This window comes from Cryomorpha ignava (genome assembly GCF_010686655.1).
GTDB lineage: Bacteria > Bacteroidota > Bacteroidia > Flavobacteriales_D > Cryomorphaceae > Cryomorpha > Cryomorpha ignava.
In genome coordinates this window covers 37,741-52,395 of record NZ_JAAGVY010000001.1, presented here as the reverse complement: position 1 = coordinate 52,395, position 14,655 = coordinate 37,741, and the positions used below count along the sequence as shown (strand labels likewise).

The 14,655-nt window shown below is 40.5% G+C and carries 15 protein-coding genes; 11 read left to right on the top strand and 4 right to left on the bottom strand.

Annotated features, from left to right (window positions below):
* Positions 1-199: 199 nt before the first annotated feature.
* Positions 200-1,510 (top strand): aspartate kinase, encoded by a 1,311-nt coding sequence (locus G3O08_RS00235; RefSeq protein ID WP_163282655.1) that lies wholly within the window; start codon positions 200-202, stop codon positions 1,508-1,510.
* A 4-nt stretch (positions 1,511-1,514) separates the two neighbouring features.
* Positions 1,515-2,666 carry a diaminopimelate decarboxylase gene (lysA, locus tag G3O08_RS00230; RefSeq protein ID WP_163282654.1) on the top strand — a complete coding sequence of 384 codons (1,152 nt, stop codon included), beginning with the start codon at positions 1,515-1,517 and terminating at the stop codon, positions 2,664-2,666.
* 90 nt (positions 2,667-2,756) lie between these two features.
* On the opposite strand, the gene G3O08_RS00225 is transcribed toward lysA, so the two are convergent.
* Positions 2,757-3,269, bottom strand: a complete 513-nt coding sequence (locus tag G3O08_RS00225) for an acyl-CoA thioesterase (protein WP_163282653.1) — start codon at positions 3,267-3,269, stop codon at positions 2,757-2,759.
* Positions 3,270-3,423: 154 nt separating this feature from the next.
* On the opposite strand from G3O08_RS00225, the gene G3O08_RS00220 reads away from it, so the two are divergent.
* On the top strand, positions 3,424-3,987 hold the full coding sequence (locus G3O08_RS00220) for a CopD family protein (RefSeq protein ID WP_163282856.1): 564 nt from the start codon (positions 3,424-3,426) through the stop codon (positions 3,985-3,987).
* Positions 3,988-4,006: 19 nt separating this feature from the next.
* Here G3O08_RS00220 and G3O08_RS00215 read toward each other — a convergent pair whose 3' ends face one another.
* Genes G3O08_RS00215 through kdsB form a run of 3 tightly spaced genes read right to left on the bottom strand, consistent with a single transcriptional unit; the run spans position 4,007 to position 6,285 of the window.
* Entirely contained in the window at positions 4,007-4,393 is a 387-nt protein-coding gene (locus G3O08_RS00215; protein WP_163282652.1) for a DUF7793 family protein, read from the bottom strand.
* Positions 4,394-4,397: 4 nt separating this feature from the next.
* Positions 4,398-5,495 (bottom strand): HU domain-containing protein, encoded by a 1,098-nt coding sequence (locus tag G3O08_RS21615; protein ID WP_163282651.1) that lies wholly within the window; start codon positions 5,493-5,495, stop codon positions 4,398-4,400.
* 52 nt (positions 5,496-5,547) lie between these two features.
* Complete coding sequence (gene kdsB / locus G3O08_RS00205) at positions 5,548-6,285, bottom strand: 3-deoxy-manno-octulosonate cytidylyltransferase (protein WP_163282650.1); 738 nt, start codon at positions 6,283-6,285, stop codon at positions 5,548-5,550.
* Between the two features lie 60 nt (positions 6,286-6,345).
* Between kdsB and dprA the strand changes: the two genes are divergently transcribed.
* From dprA to tsf, 8 genes are all read left to right on the top strand, one after another.
* Positions 6,346-7,461 (top strand): DNA-processing protein DprA, encoded by a 1,116-nt coding sequence (dprA, locus tag G3O08_RS00200; RefSeq protein WP_163282649.1) that lies wholly within the window; start codon positions 6,346-6,348, stop codon positions 7,459-7,461.
* Between the two features lie 322 nt (positions 7,462-7,783).
* Positions 7,784-9,145: an NADP-specific glutamate dehydrogenase gene (gene gdhA / locus G3O08_RS00195; protein WP_163282648.1), complete on the top strand. Its 1,362-nt coding sequence runs from the start codon at positions 7,784-7,786 to the stop codon at positions 9,143-9,145.
* 96 nt (positions 9,146-9,241) lie between these two features.
* Entirely contained in the window at positions 9,242-10,444 is a 1,203-nt protein-coding gene (kbl, locus tag G3O08_RS00190; protein WP_163282647.1) for a glycine C-acetyltransferase, read from the top strand.
* Between the two features lie 388 nt (positions 10,445-10,832).
* Positions 10,833-11,558 (top strand): hypothetical protein, encoded by a 726-nt coding sequence (locus G3O08_RS00185; RefSeq protein WP_163282646.1) that lies wholly within the window; start codon positions 10,833-10,835, stop codon positions 11,556-11,558.
* 351 nt (positions 11,559-11,909) lie between these two features.
* A complete protein-coding gene (gene rplM, locus G3O08_RS00180) occupies positions 11,910-12,365 on the top strand; it encodes a 50S ribosomal protein L13 (RefSeq protein ID WP_163282645.1) in 456 nt (151 codons plus the stop codon).
* Positions 12,365-12,751: a 30S ribosomal protein S9 gene (gene rpsI, locus G3O08_RS00175; RefSeq protein WP_163282644.1), complete on the top strand. Its 387-nt coding sequence runs from the start codon at positions 12,365-12,367 to the stop codon at positions 12,749-12,751. Before rplM ends, rpsI begins: the two co-directional genes overlap by 1 nt.
* 103 nt (positions 12,752-12,854) lie before the next feature.
* The gene (gene rpsB / locus G3O08_RS00170) at positions 12,855-13,646 is read left to right on the top strand and encodes a 30S ribosomal protein S2 (RefSeq protein WP_163282643.1); all 792 of its coding nucleotides are present in this window, start codon (positions 12,855-12,857) and stop codon (positions 13,644-13,646) included.
* Between the two features lie 94 nt (positions 13,647-13,740).
* Positions 13,741-14,571 carry a translation elongation factor Ts gene (gene tsf / locus G3O08_RS00165; protein ID WP_163282642.1) on the top strand — a complete coding sequence of 277 codons (831 nt, stop codon included), beginning with the start codon at positions 13,741-13,743 and terminating at the stop codon, positions 14,569-14,571.
* Positions 14,572-14,655: the final 84 nt, after the last annotated feature.

The following is a 14,655-nucleotide window of genomic DNA, read 5'->3' as shown; positions in this document are numbered from 1 at the left end:
AAAAAATTCGACTCATCATCTCGCCTTTCATGCCGTTTTCGTAAGAACAGAGAGTCAAATATACATTATTCCGACAATCGTAAACCACAAATTCGTTCTGCTAAATTTAAAGCGACCCATTCAACATTACTTTATACAATAAAAGCCGATTCATTGATGAAGCAATCACTTTTATTTACTTTCACCTAAATTTTACAAAATGGTTGTATTGAAGTTTGGTGGTACCTCCGTAGGGTCCGCCCAACGTATGAAAGAAGTGGCTAATTTGGTTCTAACCCCAGAGCCAAAAGTTGTGGTTTTGTCGGCAATGTCTGGCACTACTGATAGTCTCGTTGAAGTTGCAAACTGTCTTTTCGAAAAGAAAAACGAAATTGCAGCAAATCTGGTAGAAGGTTTGCGCGCAAAATATCTTCAAATCGTAGAAGAGCTTTTTAGCTCTATAGAATTCAAGACCAAAGGCAAAGACTTAATAAAATCTCACTTTGATTACCTTCATTCCTTTACTTTAGACTCTTTTACCCTGCATGAGGAAAAAGCTATTCTGGCTCAAGGTGAATTACTGTCAACCGCCTTATTCCATTTGTATTTAGCAGAAATAAATACCGCATCGGTTTTGTTGCCTGCTCTAAGTTTTATGCGAATTGACAAGGATTTAGAACCCGATTACTTTTACATAAAAGAAAATCTCAATCGCTTGCTTTCTGTGAATGAGGAAGTCCAACTTTTTATCACCCAAGGTTTTATTTGTCGCAATGTGTATGGAGAATTGGATAACCTTAAACGAGGCGGAAGTGATTATTCTGCTTCGCTTATTGGGGTGGCTCTACAAGCCAATGAAGTGCAAATCTGGACTGATATTGACGGTATGCACAACAATGACCCGAGGGTTGTTGACCACACCCATCCAATAAAACAATTGACATTTGATGAGGCTGCAGAGCTTGCATACTTCGGTGCAAAAATTCTGCATCCTTCAAGCATTTTACCGGCCAAAAAAGCAAATATTCCGGTAAGGCTCAAAAGCACCCTGGCTCCTGATGCGGAGGGCACTTTAATTACCGCGCAATCGTCGGGCAGTGGTATAAAAGCCGTGGCTGCTAAAGACAATATAACGGCTATTAAAATAAACTCGAGCAGAATGCTCTTAGCTTATGGTTTTTTGAGAAAGGTATTCGAAATATTCGAGCTCTATAAAACGCCCATTGACATGATTTCCACATCTGAAGTAGCAGTTTCTGTAACGATCGATGACGCAACACACCTTGAAGCTATCCAAATTGAATTAGCTAAATATGGGAATGTAGAAGTGGATCAAAATCAAACCATTATCTGTATCGTAGGCGATTTTATACGAACGGATAAAGGAGTTGCCAATCAGGTGTTTGATGCACTTAAAAAAGTTCCAATCAGAATGATTTCATACGGGGGCAGCAATCACAATATTTCTCTTTTGGTTGATACCGATCATAAAAAAATGGCATTACAAAATCTAAATACCTTATTTTCCTGAAGCCATGTTCAATAAGGAAATAATTGCGGGTTTTCAAAACCACAAAACGCCTTTTTACTATTACGACTTAACCGTGTTGGACGAAACGCTTAAGGTGATTAATGATGAAATTGCGGGTTTCAATTACAAAGTTCATTATGCCATTAAGGCAAATACGAATGATCGTATTTTAGCAAAAATAAAGGAGTACGGACTGGGAATAGATTGCGTTAGCGGCAATGAAATTAAGTGGGCTATCAAAAATAGATTTGAGCCAGGCAAAATTGCTTTTGCCGGGGTGGGAAAAACGGATGAAGAAATAGAATATGCCTTGAAAACCGGGATATTCACATTCAATGTAGAATCATTGCCAGAGTTGGAAGTAATAGATACTATGGCGGGTAAGATGGGGCTTGAGGCACCGATAGCCATCAGATTCAATCCAAATGTGAATGCCAAAACGCATTACTACATCACCACGGGTCTTGAAGAAAATAAATTTGGTATCAACCATTGGGAATTGAGCGCCCTGTTTGAGTTATTAGCAAAATTGACCAACATCAAATTACTTGGTTTACACTTTCACATTGGTTCACAGATTCTGGACTTATCTGTTTTTAAAAACCTCTGCAATAGAGTGAATGATTACCAAAGGGAGTTTAGCGACCGGGGTATTGAGATACACCACATTAATGTAGGAGGTGGATTGGGTGTTAATTACCAAAATCCCGATGGCGAGCCTATTCCGGATTTTAAGACTTACTTCCAGATTTTCAAAAAGTTTTTGAATCTCAGACCAAATCAGGAATTGCATTTCGAACTGGGCAGGTCTGTAGTGGCTCAATGCGCCAGTTTGATTTCCAGAGTTTTATATATTAAGGAGGGTATAAAAACCAACTTCACAATTCTTGACGCCGGAATGACAGAACTGATTAGACCAGCTTTGTACCAGTCTTTTCACCTTATTCAAAACTTAAGCAAATTAAACGATGACCCCTCTTCAAAATACGATGTTGTAGGTCCTATTTGCGAATCATCAGACTGTTTTGGAAAGGCCATTGCCCTTCCTAAAACAGAAAGAGGCGACATCATCGCGATAAGAAGTGTTGGCGCATATGGGGAGGTGATGTCATCGTCTTATAACTTGCGAGATAAAGCTGCGGTAGTTTATCGGTAGATATAGTTAATTAGGCAATTTCAGTCAATTTAATTGACATTACTTATAATCTCTCCTGCTGCGGAATAAATGACAGCACCTGTTTAACTATCAAGCAAATAGCGCCTTCAGCTCAGTAGCATCTTTCGGATCCATTCGTCCAGACAAAATCAAACTTAGCTGTCGTCTGCGCAAAGCTCCCGCAAAACGTTCTTTTTCAAGATCTGTTTCCGGTATCATCTCAGGCACATTTATGGGCTGACCCACTTGATCTACAGCTACAAAGCTGTAAATAGCTTCATTGCATTTGGTACGTTTTCCGGTACGGTGATTTTCTGTAAAAACATCCAAAAATACTTCCATCGACGATGAAAAAGCACGCGATACTTTTGATTCAATAGTAAGTATATCGCCCAATTTTACCGGACGGTTAAACGATACATTGTTTACGGCTGCCGTAACCACCACACGGCGGCAATGGCGCTGTGCCGAAATAGCCGCATTTATATCCATCCAGTTCAATAGCTGACCTCCCATCAGATTTCCCAATGTGTTGGTATCGTTGGGAAGAATAATTTTTGAAGTAGAAGCAAACGTTTCTCTCGCAAATTTCTTTTCGCTCATTACAATGTCATTTTTGGACTGCAAAGATAAGCGCAGAATTTCGTTTTGCCCTGCTCGAGCTCAACTTATCAATAAACCCCTATTTGTTCGAGCTGAATTGAGCACTTCTATATTTTTTGAAATATATCCAATTTCATCTCTTAGTTTTGCACCAATGATTGGCTCCTGGTATCTTGCGGCAAAAGCGCTGCACATCATTTTCATCGTATCCTGGTTTGCGGGTTTGTTTTACATTCCGCGCCTTTTTATATATCAGGTAGAAGCTATGCAACTGCCCGAAAATGAGCGTGGTGCTGTAATTAGACAGTTAAAACTTATGGCGCGTAGGCTTTGGTTTATTATTACCTGGCCCGCAATGATTATCACCCTTCTTACAGCTATAGTTATGGTTGTTATTGCGCCGGGTTATCTTTCACTTCCGTGGATGCACGTAAAGCTTGGTTTCGTTTTTCTGCTCTTGCTTTACCACATTTCCCTTCATGTTATATTCAGAAAGCAGCAGCGCGATAAATATCCTATGACAAGTGGACAGCTGCGATTCTACAATGAGCTTGCTACCGTTTTGCTTTTCGCAATCGTATTTACGGTGGTGTTTAAAAATACCATGAGCTGGATTTTTGGAGCCGGCGGTATTATTGCCCTTGGCATAGTGCTAAGCATTGCAATTATGCTTTACCGACGGGCGCGCAAAAGAACGCGCAAAAGAAAAGATTCCTAAAATATAATTTCTAAAAATTCTACTCCGCTGCGTATGATTTTAACCAATCCTTAGCTTCTTCTATTGTCTTAAAAAGTTTTGTAGGACGATACGGTTGGTTGTAGCGTACAAAAAAGTTTGACGACATCTGGTGCGAATAATGCTCTGTAACGATTGCATCGGCAAGAATCTGATGCGTAATATCTTCGGAAGAGGCGAGTTCACGTGCTTCCGGGCTAAGGGTTGCTTTATCGCCCGCAGTAACCATAAGCGTTTTGCCTTTTGGGAATTTTTTGTGAATCTCATCAAATATTTTCCGCACATCATCTGGTTGCAAGATTTGTTCCGGGTTAATATGAAGCTCTACAACATCCCATTCAAGTGCCTCCAATGTGCAATTTCCCAAATCTAATTTCTTTTCTGTCATTCCTTTAAGATAATGGTTTTTTTAGTAACCATGCATTCGGAAAAGTTCCGTCATTTCTCAACTCTTGTAAAGTGCTTAAGGCAGTAGAATAATCAGTAAAGCTTTCTAATCTTACGCGGTGTAATTTCTTGTGGTAATCTAAAATGGCAGCTTTATATCCGCGATCCTTCAAGTTATTTACAAATTTCTTTGCGTTCACCTCTTCGCCAAAACAGCCGGCTATAATATGGTATGTGCCGGTGAGTTTTGATTTTGATGGAGAAACTTCTTCAGGAGTGGCAAAAGGCTTTTTTTCTTCGTTTAAATTTATCCATACGCCTGAACTATCCACAGTATTGGTTTCAAATGAAAATGGAAAGACAGCGGTGTTTTCAGGAAAACCTGTTCCGTCAGTATCGTTGCTGGCAGGTTTCGCTTCCGCGGATGTTGCACGCGGAGTAAACTTCACGGCTTCGGCAGGATTTATACCAAAAGGAATAAGCTCTGCGAGGGTGATTTCTGTTGGACTTTTAAAATTTGTGGAAACACCCAGATAGACGCTCATAGCCACAAACGGAAGTATGGTAGCGGCTGCTACCCAGTAAATGCTTTTATTCGATTTAAATCTGATAGTTTCCGGCTCTGCTCGCTCAATCGGTATTACAGGTGTCGGTTTTTTCTCTTCATCCGGGTTTTGCGTCATTTCAGTGATTGCCGGCAGGGTAAATGAATCGAGACCAAACGACGCTTTCAGGTAATTTTGATCAGCAGCCGGCTCAAAACGCAGGTTTTTATGATCGTCGATATACAAAACGCCAATACGCTTAAATTGCACTTTTGCTCCGCCATTCAACTTCGACCAATATTTTTCAGAAATGTCTTTTAAAACTATACCGGCATCTTCAAAACTTATTTTGGCACCATCGGCTACAGCACGCTCCAGTAAACCATCACTTTTAGTAAGGTTCTTATTAAAACGAATATCCTTTCCCGGCGGATGCCCTATTCCTGAGTTTAAATCAGCAACAGCAGGACGGTAATTGGTAACAAAACCACCGAGTTGAGGCACTATTACACAGTCGTAATCGTATAAAAGTTCTTGTATGTATTTATCTATTTCCACAGGCTATGCTTAATACAAATTCAAATTTACGCATATCTATTCAATCAAGGGGTCAAAGAAAATATTTCTTTTCGATATTTTCAAGATCTTCAGGTGTATCTACGCTATCTGCACGCTCACTGGTTTTTGCGGTGTAAATGGTATATCCATTTTCTAGCCAGCGCAGCTGTTCCAGTGATTCTAATTGTTCTAACAAACCGGTATTCAGTTCTCCCAGCTCTAAAAGGGTGCTCGCATTAAATCCATAAATTCCCAGATGAATATGATATTTAGAAATGTTCTCTCCGATATTTCTTGAAAAAGGAATGGGCAGTCTCGAAAAATAAAGTGCTTTTCCGTTTATATCAGTCACCACTTTTACGCGATTCATGTTCTCTATTTCTTCTTTTCCAAGTGCCGGACTTATTAAGGTAGCAATATTTACGGCGTGTCCGCTAAGCAATCTTAACACGGTATTAATCTGCCCGGGGTCAATAAGTGGTTCATCACCCTGAATATTTACCACAAGATTGGCTTTTATTCCACTTTCTATAATCGCAGCTCTACAACGATCAGTTCCTGAAGATAGGTCGGGGCTGGTCATTACCACATTTCCATGAAAACTCTTAACGCAATCTGCTATCCGCTCATCATCGGTGGCAACCAATATTTTATCGAGATCAGACTTTTCTGCCTGTCGGTATACCCGCTCTATCATGGGCACTCCGTGAATAAGCGCAAGTGGCTTTCCAGGAAACCGAGTAGAGGCATATCTGGCAGGAATTATTCCGAGTTTTTCAACATTTTCCATAATTGAGGCCAAGTTTAGTTATTTTCGGGCTTTAACACAGCCGCACACGCAATAGTTTTCATGAAAAAGATTCCAATAGATAAAGATGAGGTGTTTTACCAGCTCGCGCTCAGTATGGTAGAAAATGTTGGCGTAATGAGCGTAAAAAAACTTATTCGGCACTTTGGAACAGCACGCGAAGTGTTTAATCTCAGCTCACGCGAGCTAATGCAGGTGCCCGGTATGAGCCTGGTACGTGCTGGAGCAATATCTTCTTTTCGCGATTTTGACGCCGTCGAAAAAGATTTTGAGTTTTCCGAAAAAAAGGGCGTAGAGGTTATTTCGTTTCAAGATTCCAATTACCCAAACCGCTTAACCCATTGCAGTGATGGACCTGTAGTGCTTTTCAAAAAAGGCCCGGCAGATTTATCGGCAAAGCGAATGGTAAGCATTGTAGGCACCCGTAAAATTACCGACTATGGAATGCAGGTTACCCGGGAATTGATAGAGAGCATGCTGCCTTACAATATTACTGTTGTTAGTGGATTGGCTTACGGAGTAGATATTCAGGCGCACAAGGCATGTCTCGAGCTCGGCCTTCCCACTGTTGGTGTTTTGGCTCATGGGCTAGATAGCGTTTATCCCAATTCGCATACTCGATTTGCCAAAGAAATGGCAGAAAAGGGTGCCTTGGTCAGCGAGTTTAGTATTGGCACCATCCCCGACAGGGAAAACTTCCCAAAGCGAAACCGCATTGTAGCCGGAATGACAGATGCAACAATTGTAGTGGAGTCGGGTATTTCGGGAGGATCTATAATTACTGCCAATCTCGCGGCAAGCTATTTTCGAGATGTTTTCGCCATTCCTGGAAGGATACACGACCCAAAATCTGACGGCTGTAATAGATTGATTAAATCGAATAAGGCGGCACTGCTCGAATCTGCAAAAGATCTGGAATATATTATGGGCTGGACAAAAGCTGCCAACGCCAAACCAATTCAAACAAAGATTTTTATCGATTTAAAACCCGAAGAAGAAAAGTTGATGGATTGCCTGCGCGAAAAAGGAAGAACGCAGATCGATGAACTAAGTCTGGCTACGGAATTGCCAATGAGCATGGTTATGGTACACTTGCTCACCCTTGAGCTTAATGGTTTGGTGCGTTCCCTTCCGGGGAAAAATTATGAGGTATGTTAACGAGCTTATCCGAAATTCAAAGTATAGAAAACGCTAAATAGCATGTAATGAGGGAGGCACGTCCCATCCACGGTCCTTGCTTTCAAGCTATCAAGCCTTATTGGTATAAAGCATGAGATGTTTGAATTGGAAAGCGCTGATCGGTGATAAAAAGCTAAGAAGCAACTACAGGTATTGCTACTTAGTGTAAAAATAACACAAAGACTAAATTTGTAAGTATTTAATGTTGAGCGGTATAGTAATATGTTCTACTTAAGATACGGGCTGTTATTGGGATGATATTTTTTCTACATTTGCCGCACATTTCCTAATAACTCTCATCATGGAAGACGCGAAACACCAATCGCTTATAGATGCCTTTATGGCAAAGATAAAGGCTAAGAATCCCAACGAAACGGAATTTCTCCAGGCAGTTGAAGAAGTAGCTGAAACAATTATTCCTTTTATGGAAGATAATCCGAAATATAAGGAAGCAAAAATTTTAGAAAGAATTGTAGAACCAGAACGCGTAATCATGTTTCGTGTCCCGTGGCTCGATGATGCCGGCAAACCGCAGATAAATAGAGGTTATCGCATCGAGTTTAACTCGGCCATAGGGCCTTATAAAGGTGGTTTGCGCTTTCACCCATCAGTAAATCTGAGCATTTTGAAGTTCCTCGGCTTTGAGCAGCTTTTCAAAAACAGCCTTACTACGCTGCCTATGGGTGGTGGTAAAGGTGGGTCTGACTTTGATCCAAAAGGAAAGTCAGATAATGAAGTAATGAAATTTTGCCAAAGTTTTATGACAGAACTTTTCCGTCATATAGGTCCTGATACAGATGTACCTGCGGGCGATATCGGTGTGGGTGGACGCGAAATTGGATATATGTTTGGTCAGTACAAACGCATTCGCAATGAATTTACCGGCGTACTTACCGGCAAGGGGCGCAACTGGGGTGGATCACTTATCCGTCCGGAAGCGACAGGTTACGGCTGCGTATATTTCGCTGCCGAAATGCTTAAAGTAGAGAACAATTCTTTTCAAGGTAAAACTGTAGCGGTTTCCGGGTCTGGAAATGTGGCTCAGTATGCTTGTCAAAAAGCTACCGAAATGGGTGGTAAAGTTGTTACCATGAGCGATTCTGCCGGTTACATTTATTGTGAAAACGGAATTTCACCATACATTCTTTCCAAAATTATGAATATCAAGAATGTGAAGCGCGGTAGAATATCAGACCTAATAGATGATGTGAAGGATGCCGAATATTTTGAAGGCGAACGCGCATGGGATCTTCCCGGTAATGTTGATATCGCTCTTCCTTGTGCTACACAAAATGAGCTAAATGAGGACGATGCACAAAAACTTATCGATAAAGGTTTAATGTTGGTTGCTGAAGGTGCAAATATGCCATCTACTCCAGAGGCAGTTGAGCTTTTGCAGAAAAACAATATTCTTTTTGCACCAGGAAAAGCAAGTAATGCCGGAGGTGTTGCCACTTCAGGATTAGAAATGAGTCAAAATTCACTGCGCCTTTCATGGACCAGCGAAGAGGTTGATGCCAAGCTGCACACCATCATGAAGGATATTCACGAGGCCTGTGTTAAGTTTGGAATCCAAGATGGTAAAGTAAACTATATAAAAGGTGCCAATATTGCCGGATTTGTAAAAGTTGCAGATTCAATGATCGATCAGGGACTGGTTTAATCATACAGATTTAATACTACTTTTTAAACCCTTCGCTTATTAGTGAAGGGTTTTTTTTAGATTTCATTTTGTAATTTTGCGGCAAACACAAATATTATGTACGGCAAAATAAAAAATCACCTTCAGGAAGAACTTAAATCAATAGAAGAAGCTGGGCTTTTTAAAAAAGAGCGCATTATTACTTCTGTTCAAGGTGCAGAAATCACACTCTCAAGCGGCCAGAAGGTTTTAAACTTTTGCGCAAATAATTATTTGGGTCTGTCGTCTCACCCCGATGTTGTTGCTGCTGCAAAGAAAACGCTTGATGAGCGCGGCTATGGAATGAGTTCTGTACGATTTATTTGCGGAACACAAGATATTCACAAAGAGCTTGAGGCAAAAATTGCCGAATTTCATGAAACGGAAGATACCATTCTTTATGCCGCTTGTTTTGATGCAAATGGAGGAGTGTTTGAACCCTTATTCACCGATGAGGACGCCATTATAAGCGATTCTCTAAATCATGCCTCTATTATAGATGGTGTGAGACTCTGTAAAGCTGCGCGTTACCGTTACAAAAACAACGATATGGCCGATCTGGAAATTCAACTTAAGGCGGCCACTGAAAAAGGTGCCCGTTTTAAAGTTATCGTTACCGATGGCGTTTTTAGCATGGATGGTGTCGTAGCCGATATGAAAGGAATCTGCGATTTGGCCGATAAGTACGATGCACTTGTAATGGTAGATGAATGCCATGCTACCGGCGTAATTGGAAAAACCGGTCGCGGAAGTCTTGAGCACTGCGGTGTAATGGGACGGGTAGATATTATAACCGGTACGCTTGGAAAAGCTATGGGTGGCGCCATGGGCGGATACACTACCGGCCGTAAAGAAATTATTGAATTGCTGCGACAGCGATCTCGTCCTTACCTTTATAGCAATTCGCTGGCTCCAAATATTGTAGGTGCATCTTTAAAAGTATTTGACTTATTAATGGATGGTTCTGATCTGCACGATAAATTGGAAAGCAATATTACCCATTTCAAAAAAGGAATGTCTAAACTCGGATTTGATATTGTAAAAGGCGATTCGGCCATAGTTCCGGTAATGCTTTACGATGCTAAGCTTTCGCAAGAAATGGCCGAGAAGCTGCTCGAAGAAGGAATTTATGTAATCGGGTTTTACTTTCCGGTGGTGCCGAAAGAGCAGGCGCGTATTCGTGTACAAATTTCTGCGGGCCATAGCACTGCCCAACTTGATAAGGCAATCGCTGCTTTTGAGAAGGTAGGGAAGGAGCTTGGTGTTTTGGAGAATGCCTAAGTTTTAAAGACGAGAATTTCGTTTTATCAGATAAATTTAAAAGGGTTGGGGCAATTTGTTTCAGCCCTTTTTTGATAATAATTGGGCTAATATTAAAGCTGTTCTTGACGACGAATGGCTTTTTTACTTTTATTTTTTCAAAGTCAGGGATATTTCATTTTTAATGCATTTCTTTCGTAATCAAAAAAGATTGTAAACCGCTATAAGGAATTCACAGTAAAGACAGATAGTCCAATTGGTGGCTTCAATATTGAGCTGTCGAAAAGGGATTGAAATAGGTCAAAACTTTTCCTTAAGAGATTGAATTAAGAGTGTTTTGAAGCTGTAATCTCTCCTTCTGAATAAGTAAATATTGAATTGATTTTTTATAAACTTTAATTTTTGGATTATGAAAAAGATGTTTACACCAAAGAATACACGGATATTCATTTTGCTTTTTGCCTTGCCCGTTTTATTAGTTACCAATAAGGTTTACGGACAAAATGAAAACGGAAGGTTTGACTTTTATCTAAAAGCCAATGCGGGTTCTCTTTTTAATAATAATGCTGAAGAATCATTATTTAAACCGCAGGCAACAGCTTGTTTTGGTTCGCACCTGGTGGCCAAATACAGTTTCAACAAGCTCGCAGTGTCTACTGGAATAGGGGCAGATCGGTTAAAGTTTGCACAAAAATTGGTCTTCTCGCACAATCCTGAAGGAAGAGAATACTCAACTGTTGAATTCAGCTATTTTGCATGGGGTATTCCAATTTTAGCACATTACTCTTTTGCAGATCGTTTTGAAATCTTTGGAGGGGTTAATATCATCGCTGCAAGCTGGGATAGCTATGGAATCAGCGCGGTCTCTAATCGCACTTCAACTTTGACTGCGAGTGCGGATGAAGATATTCCAAACTGGCAATTCACACAAGAGGTGATGGTCGGATTGAATCTTAAACTATCAGAGCGTTTTGATCTTGGGATTGCTGTTGCCAAGTCGTTGAGAAATATAGAAGGGATGAATGTAAGAATGGAATTGTTAGTACCCGGTCAGGACGATATTAATATCTCTGAAAAATTTGAATACTCTTGGACTCGCGTTAACATTGTGCTGGCATATCGGTTGAATAAATAGTTCATTTCAGTTTTATTGAGGAGAATTATATTTTTCATGCGAGGGATACCGCTGAAAAAACGGCGTTGGCTTTAAAATGCCAAATAATAGCGTTTGGTACTACCAAACGGTTTTCAATAATATTGAATGATTTTATCCTTTTGTTTCCAAATCTCGTGTAAATCATTACTTTTGCACTCCGAAAAAATAATTGTCCGCGAAGGGGCAGTTTTTACTCGGAAATCACCTTTACCAGAAAAGTGAGTAATCTCGTTAAAAGATTATTTGCACAAGTATTGGTGTAAAACAAAATTTGTATTAACTTCGCAGCCCCAATTTAGGGGATAAATACAGCTAAATAGCTTATACACAGTGAATACTCTAAGTTACAAAACCGTATCGGCCAATCGCGAAACAGTAAACAAGGACTGGGTTCTTGTTGACGCTGAAGGCCAGACTCTAGGACGATTAGCAACCAAGGTTGCTAAATTGATTCGTGGAAAGTACAAAACGAATTACACCCCGCACGTAGATTGTGGCGATTACGTAATCGTAATTAATGCTGAAAAAGTTTTTCTTTCGGGCAATAAACTCGAAGAGAAAGTTTACGTGCGTCATACCGGATATCCTGGTGGGCAACGTGAGCTAACTGCAAGAGAGCTTTTGGCTAGAAAACCGATGGCTCTTGTAGAGAAAGCCGTAAAAGGTATGTTGCCTAAAACAAAACTTGGAAGCAAGCTTTATACTAATCTTCACGTAGTGGTAGGTGGTGAGCACAAATACGAAGCTCAAAAACCTAAAACAATCGATCTCAATACACTCAAGTAATGGAAGTGATTAACACACTTGGTCGCCGTAAAACATCAGTAGCACGCGTTTACATGAAAAATGGAACGGGTAGCGTAACAGTTAATGGCCGCGACTTTAAAGAATATTTCCCAACTATGCCGCTTCAGTACCGCGTGCGACAACCATTCATGATTACCGAAACAGAAGGTAAATATGATGTGAATGTAAATGTACACGGTGGTGGTATTACAGGTCAAATCGAGGCGATACGTCTTGGTGTTTCACGCGCACTTGTAGAAGTTGACGCAGAGTGGAAAGCAAAACTTCGTGCTGAAGGTTTGATGACCCGTGACCCGCGAATGGTAGAGCGTAAAAAATACGGTCAGCCAAAAGCTCGTAAGAAATTTCAATTTAGTAAGCGTTAATATTTTTCAATATTTCGCTTGTTTAGTATCTAAATTGACGGGATTCCTAAAGAAGGGCTACCCGTCAATTGTTTTATAACAGAATGTAAACTAAAAAATCAGTATGTCTGAAAATCAAACCGATGTCCGCTTTAAAGAAATGCTCGACGCGGGTGTACACTTTGGCCACTTAACACGTAAGTGGAATCCACACATGGCTCCTTATATCTTTGATGAGAAAAAAGGAATCCACATTATTGACCTAAACAAAACAGCTGCAAAGCTTGATGAAGCTTGTAAAGCCATAGGTCAGGTAGCAAAATCAGGAAAGAAAATTCTTTTCGTTGCCACTAAAAATCAAGCGAGAGCTGCGATAGAAGAGAAAATCGGCCCAACCGGAATGCCTTTTATCGTTGAGCGCTGGTCGGGTGGTATGCTTACCAACTTTGCTACCATCAGAAAAGCAATTCGCAAAATGTCAAGCATCGATAAGATGGAGGCAGACGGAACGCTGAACACACTTTCAAAAAGAGAGCGTCTTCAAATATCACGTCAGCGAGCTAAATTAGAGAAAAATCTTGGTGGTATTGCAGATCTTACGCGTATTCCATCGGCTATTTTTATTGTTGATATCAACAAAGAGAATATCGCCCTTTTGGAAGCTAAGAAGCTTAATATTACCACTTTCGCAATGGTTGATACCAATTCTGATCCAACGAAAGTTGATTTCCCGATTCCATCTAATGACGATGCATCAAAATCAATTTCTGTGGTTCTAGAGCGAATTGCAAACGCAATTATGGAAGGTCTTGATGAACGAAAGTCAACGAAAGACAAGCAAGCTGCGGCGAAAGCTGACAAAACAGCCGAGAAAGCAAAATCTGAAAAGAAAGATAAGGAAGCTGAAAAAGCTTAATTCTAACACTTTACGCGATTTTTGTGGGTTATGAAATTCGGGTTGCTCGCTTTCTAACACGCATTTTGAGCTTAAAATATCAAATATTTAAGAAATGAAAATTACTGCTGCTGACGTTAATAAACTGAGAAAGCAAACCGGTGCCGGAATGATGGACTGTAAAAAGGCTCTTGTAGAATCAAATGGTGATTTTGAGGAAGCTGTTGACTTTTTGCGCAAGCAAGGTCAAAAAGTTGCTGCAAAGCGCAGCGACCGCGATGCTTCTGAAGGTACTGTAATTGCGAAGACCACTGAAAATGGTAAATTGGGTGCAATTATTATGCTCAACTGCGAAACAGATTTCGTAGCCCAGAATGCTGATTTTGTGAAATTTGCAGAGAATATATTAGAGACGGCAATATCTAAAAAGCCGGCTGATTTGGAAGCGCTTAAAGCACTTCCATACATGGATAGCGGACTTACTATTGCTGAAAAAATTACTGAGCAAACTGGTGTTATAGGCGAGAAAGTTCAACTTTCGAGCTATGGTACTGTAGAAGCCGATAAAGTGGTTGCTTACATTCACCCGGGCAATAGGCTTGCGAGTGTTGTTGGTCTGAATAAAGACGGAAACTACGATGAGCTAGGTCGAGATATAGCGATGCAAGTGGCCGCAATGGCTCCGGTAGCTCTTGATAAAGACGGAGTGCCACAGGATGTTATAGACAGAGAGATTGAAGTTGGCAAGGAACAAGCTATTCAGGAAGGTAAGCCTGCTGAAATGGCAGAGAAAATTGCCATGGGACGATTAAATAAGTTCTATCAGGAAAACACCTTGATGAACCAATCGTTTATTAAGGACAATAAAAAGTCAATTAAGCAATATCTTGGCGATGCTGAGAAAGGCCTGAGCGTTACGGCGTTCAAGCGATTCTCACTAAGTTAAGAATCTAAATGATACAGATTAAAGGAGAGACGATAGTTTCTCCTTTTTTTTTGATATTTTTCGCCATCGTTTAAAAGAAGCGCA

Bases quoted from the DNA above. Each gene is read 5' to 3' on its own strand.
- G3O08_RS00235 (WP_163282655.1), top strand. From the start codon at position 200: ATGGTTGTATTGAAGTTTGGTGGTACCTCCGTAGGGTCCGCCCAACGT.
- G3O08_RS00215 (WP_163282652.1), bottom strand. From the start codon at position 4,393: ATGACAGAAAAGAAATTAGATTTGGGAAATTGCACATTGGAGGCACTT.
- rpsI (WP_163282644.1), top strand. From the start codon at position 12,365: ATGGAAGTGATTAACACACTTGGTCGCCGTAAAACATCAGTAGCACGC.
- G3O08_RS00225 (WP_163282653.1), bottom strand. From the start codon at position 3,269: ATGAGCGAAAAGAAATTTGCGAGAGAAACGTTTGCTTCTACTTCAAAA.
- G3O08_RS00220 (WP_163282856.1), top strand. From the start codon at position 3,424: ATGATTGGCTCCTGGTATCTTGCGGCAAAAGCGCTGCACATCATTTTC.
- G3O08_RS00185 (WP_163282646.1), top strand. From the start codon at position 10,833: ATGAAAAAGATGTTTACACCAAAGAATACACGGATATTCATTTTGCTT.
- tsf (WP_163282642.1), top strand. From the start codon at position 13,741: ATGAAAATTACTGCTGCTGACGTTAATAAACTGAGAAAGCAAACCGGT.
- dprA (WP_163282649.1), top strand. From the start codon at position 6,346: ATGAAAAAGATTCCAATAGATAAAGATGAGGTGTTTTACCAGCTCGCG.
- lysA (WP_163282654.1), top strand. From the start codon at position 1,515: ATGTTCAATAAGGAAATAATTGCGGGTTTTCAAAACCACAAAACGCCT.
- gdhA (WP_163282648.1), top strand. From the start codon at position 7,784: ATGGAAGACGCGAAACACCAATCGCTTATAGATGCCTTTATGGCAAAG.
- rpsB (WP_163282643.1), top strand. From the start codon at position 12,855: ATGTCTGAAAATCAAACCGATGTCCGCTTTAAAGAAATGCTCGACGCG.
- kbl (WP_163282647.1), top strand. From the start codon at position 9,242: ATGTACGGCAAAATAAAAAATCACCTTCAGGAAGAACTTAAATCAATA.
- kdsB (WP_163282650.1), bottom strand. From the start codon at position 6,285: ATGGAAAATGTTGAAAAACTCGGAATAATTCCTGCCAGATATGCCTCT.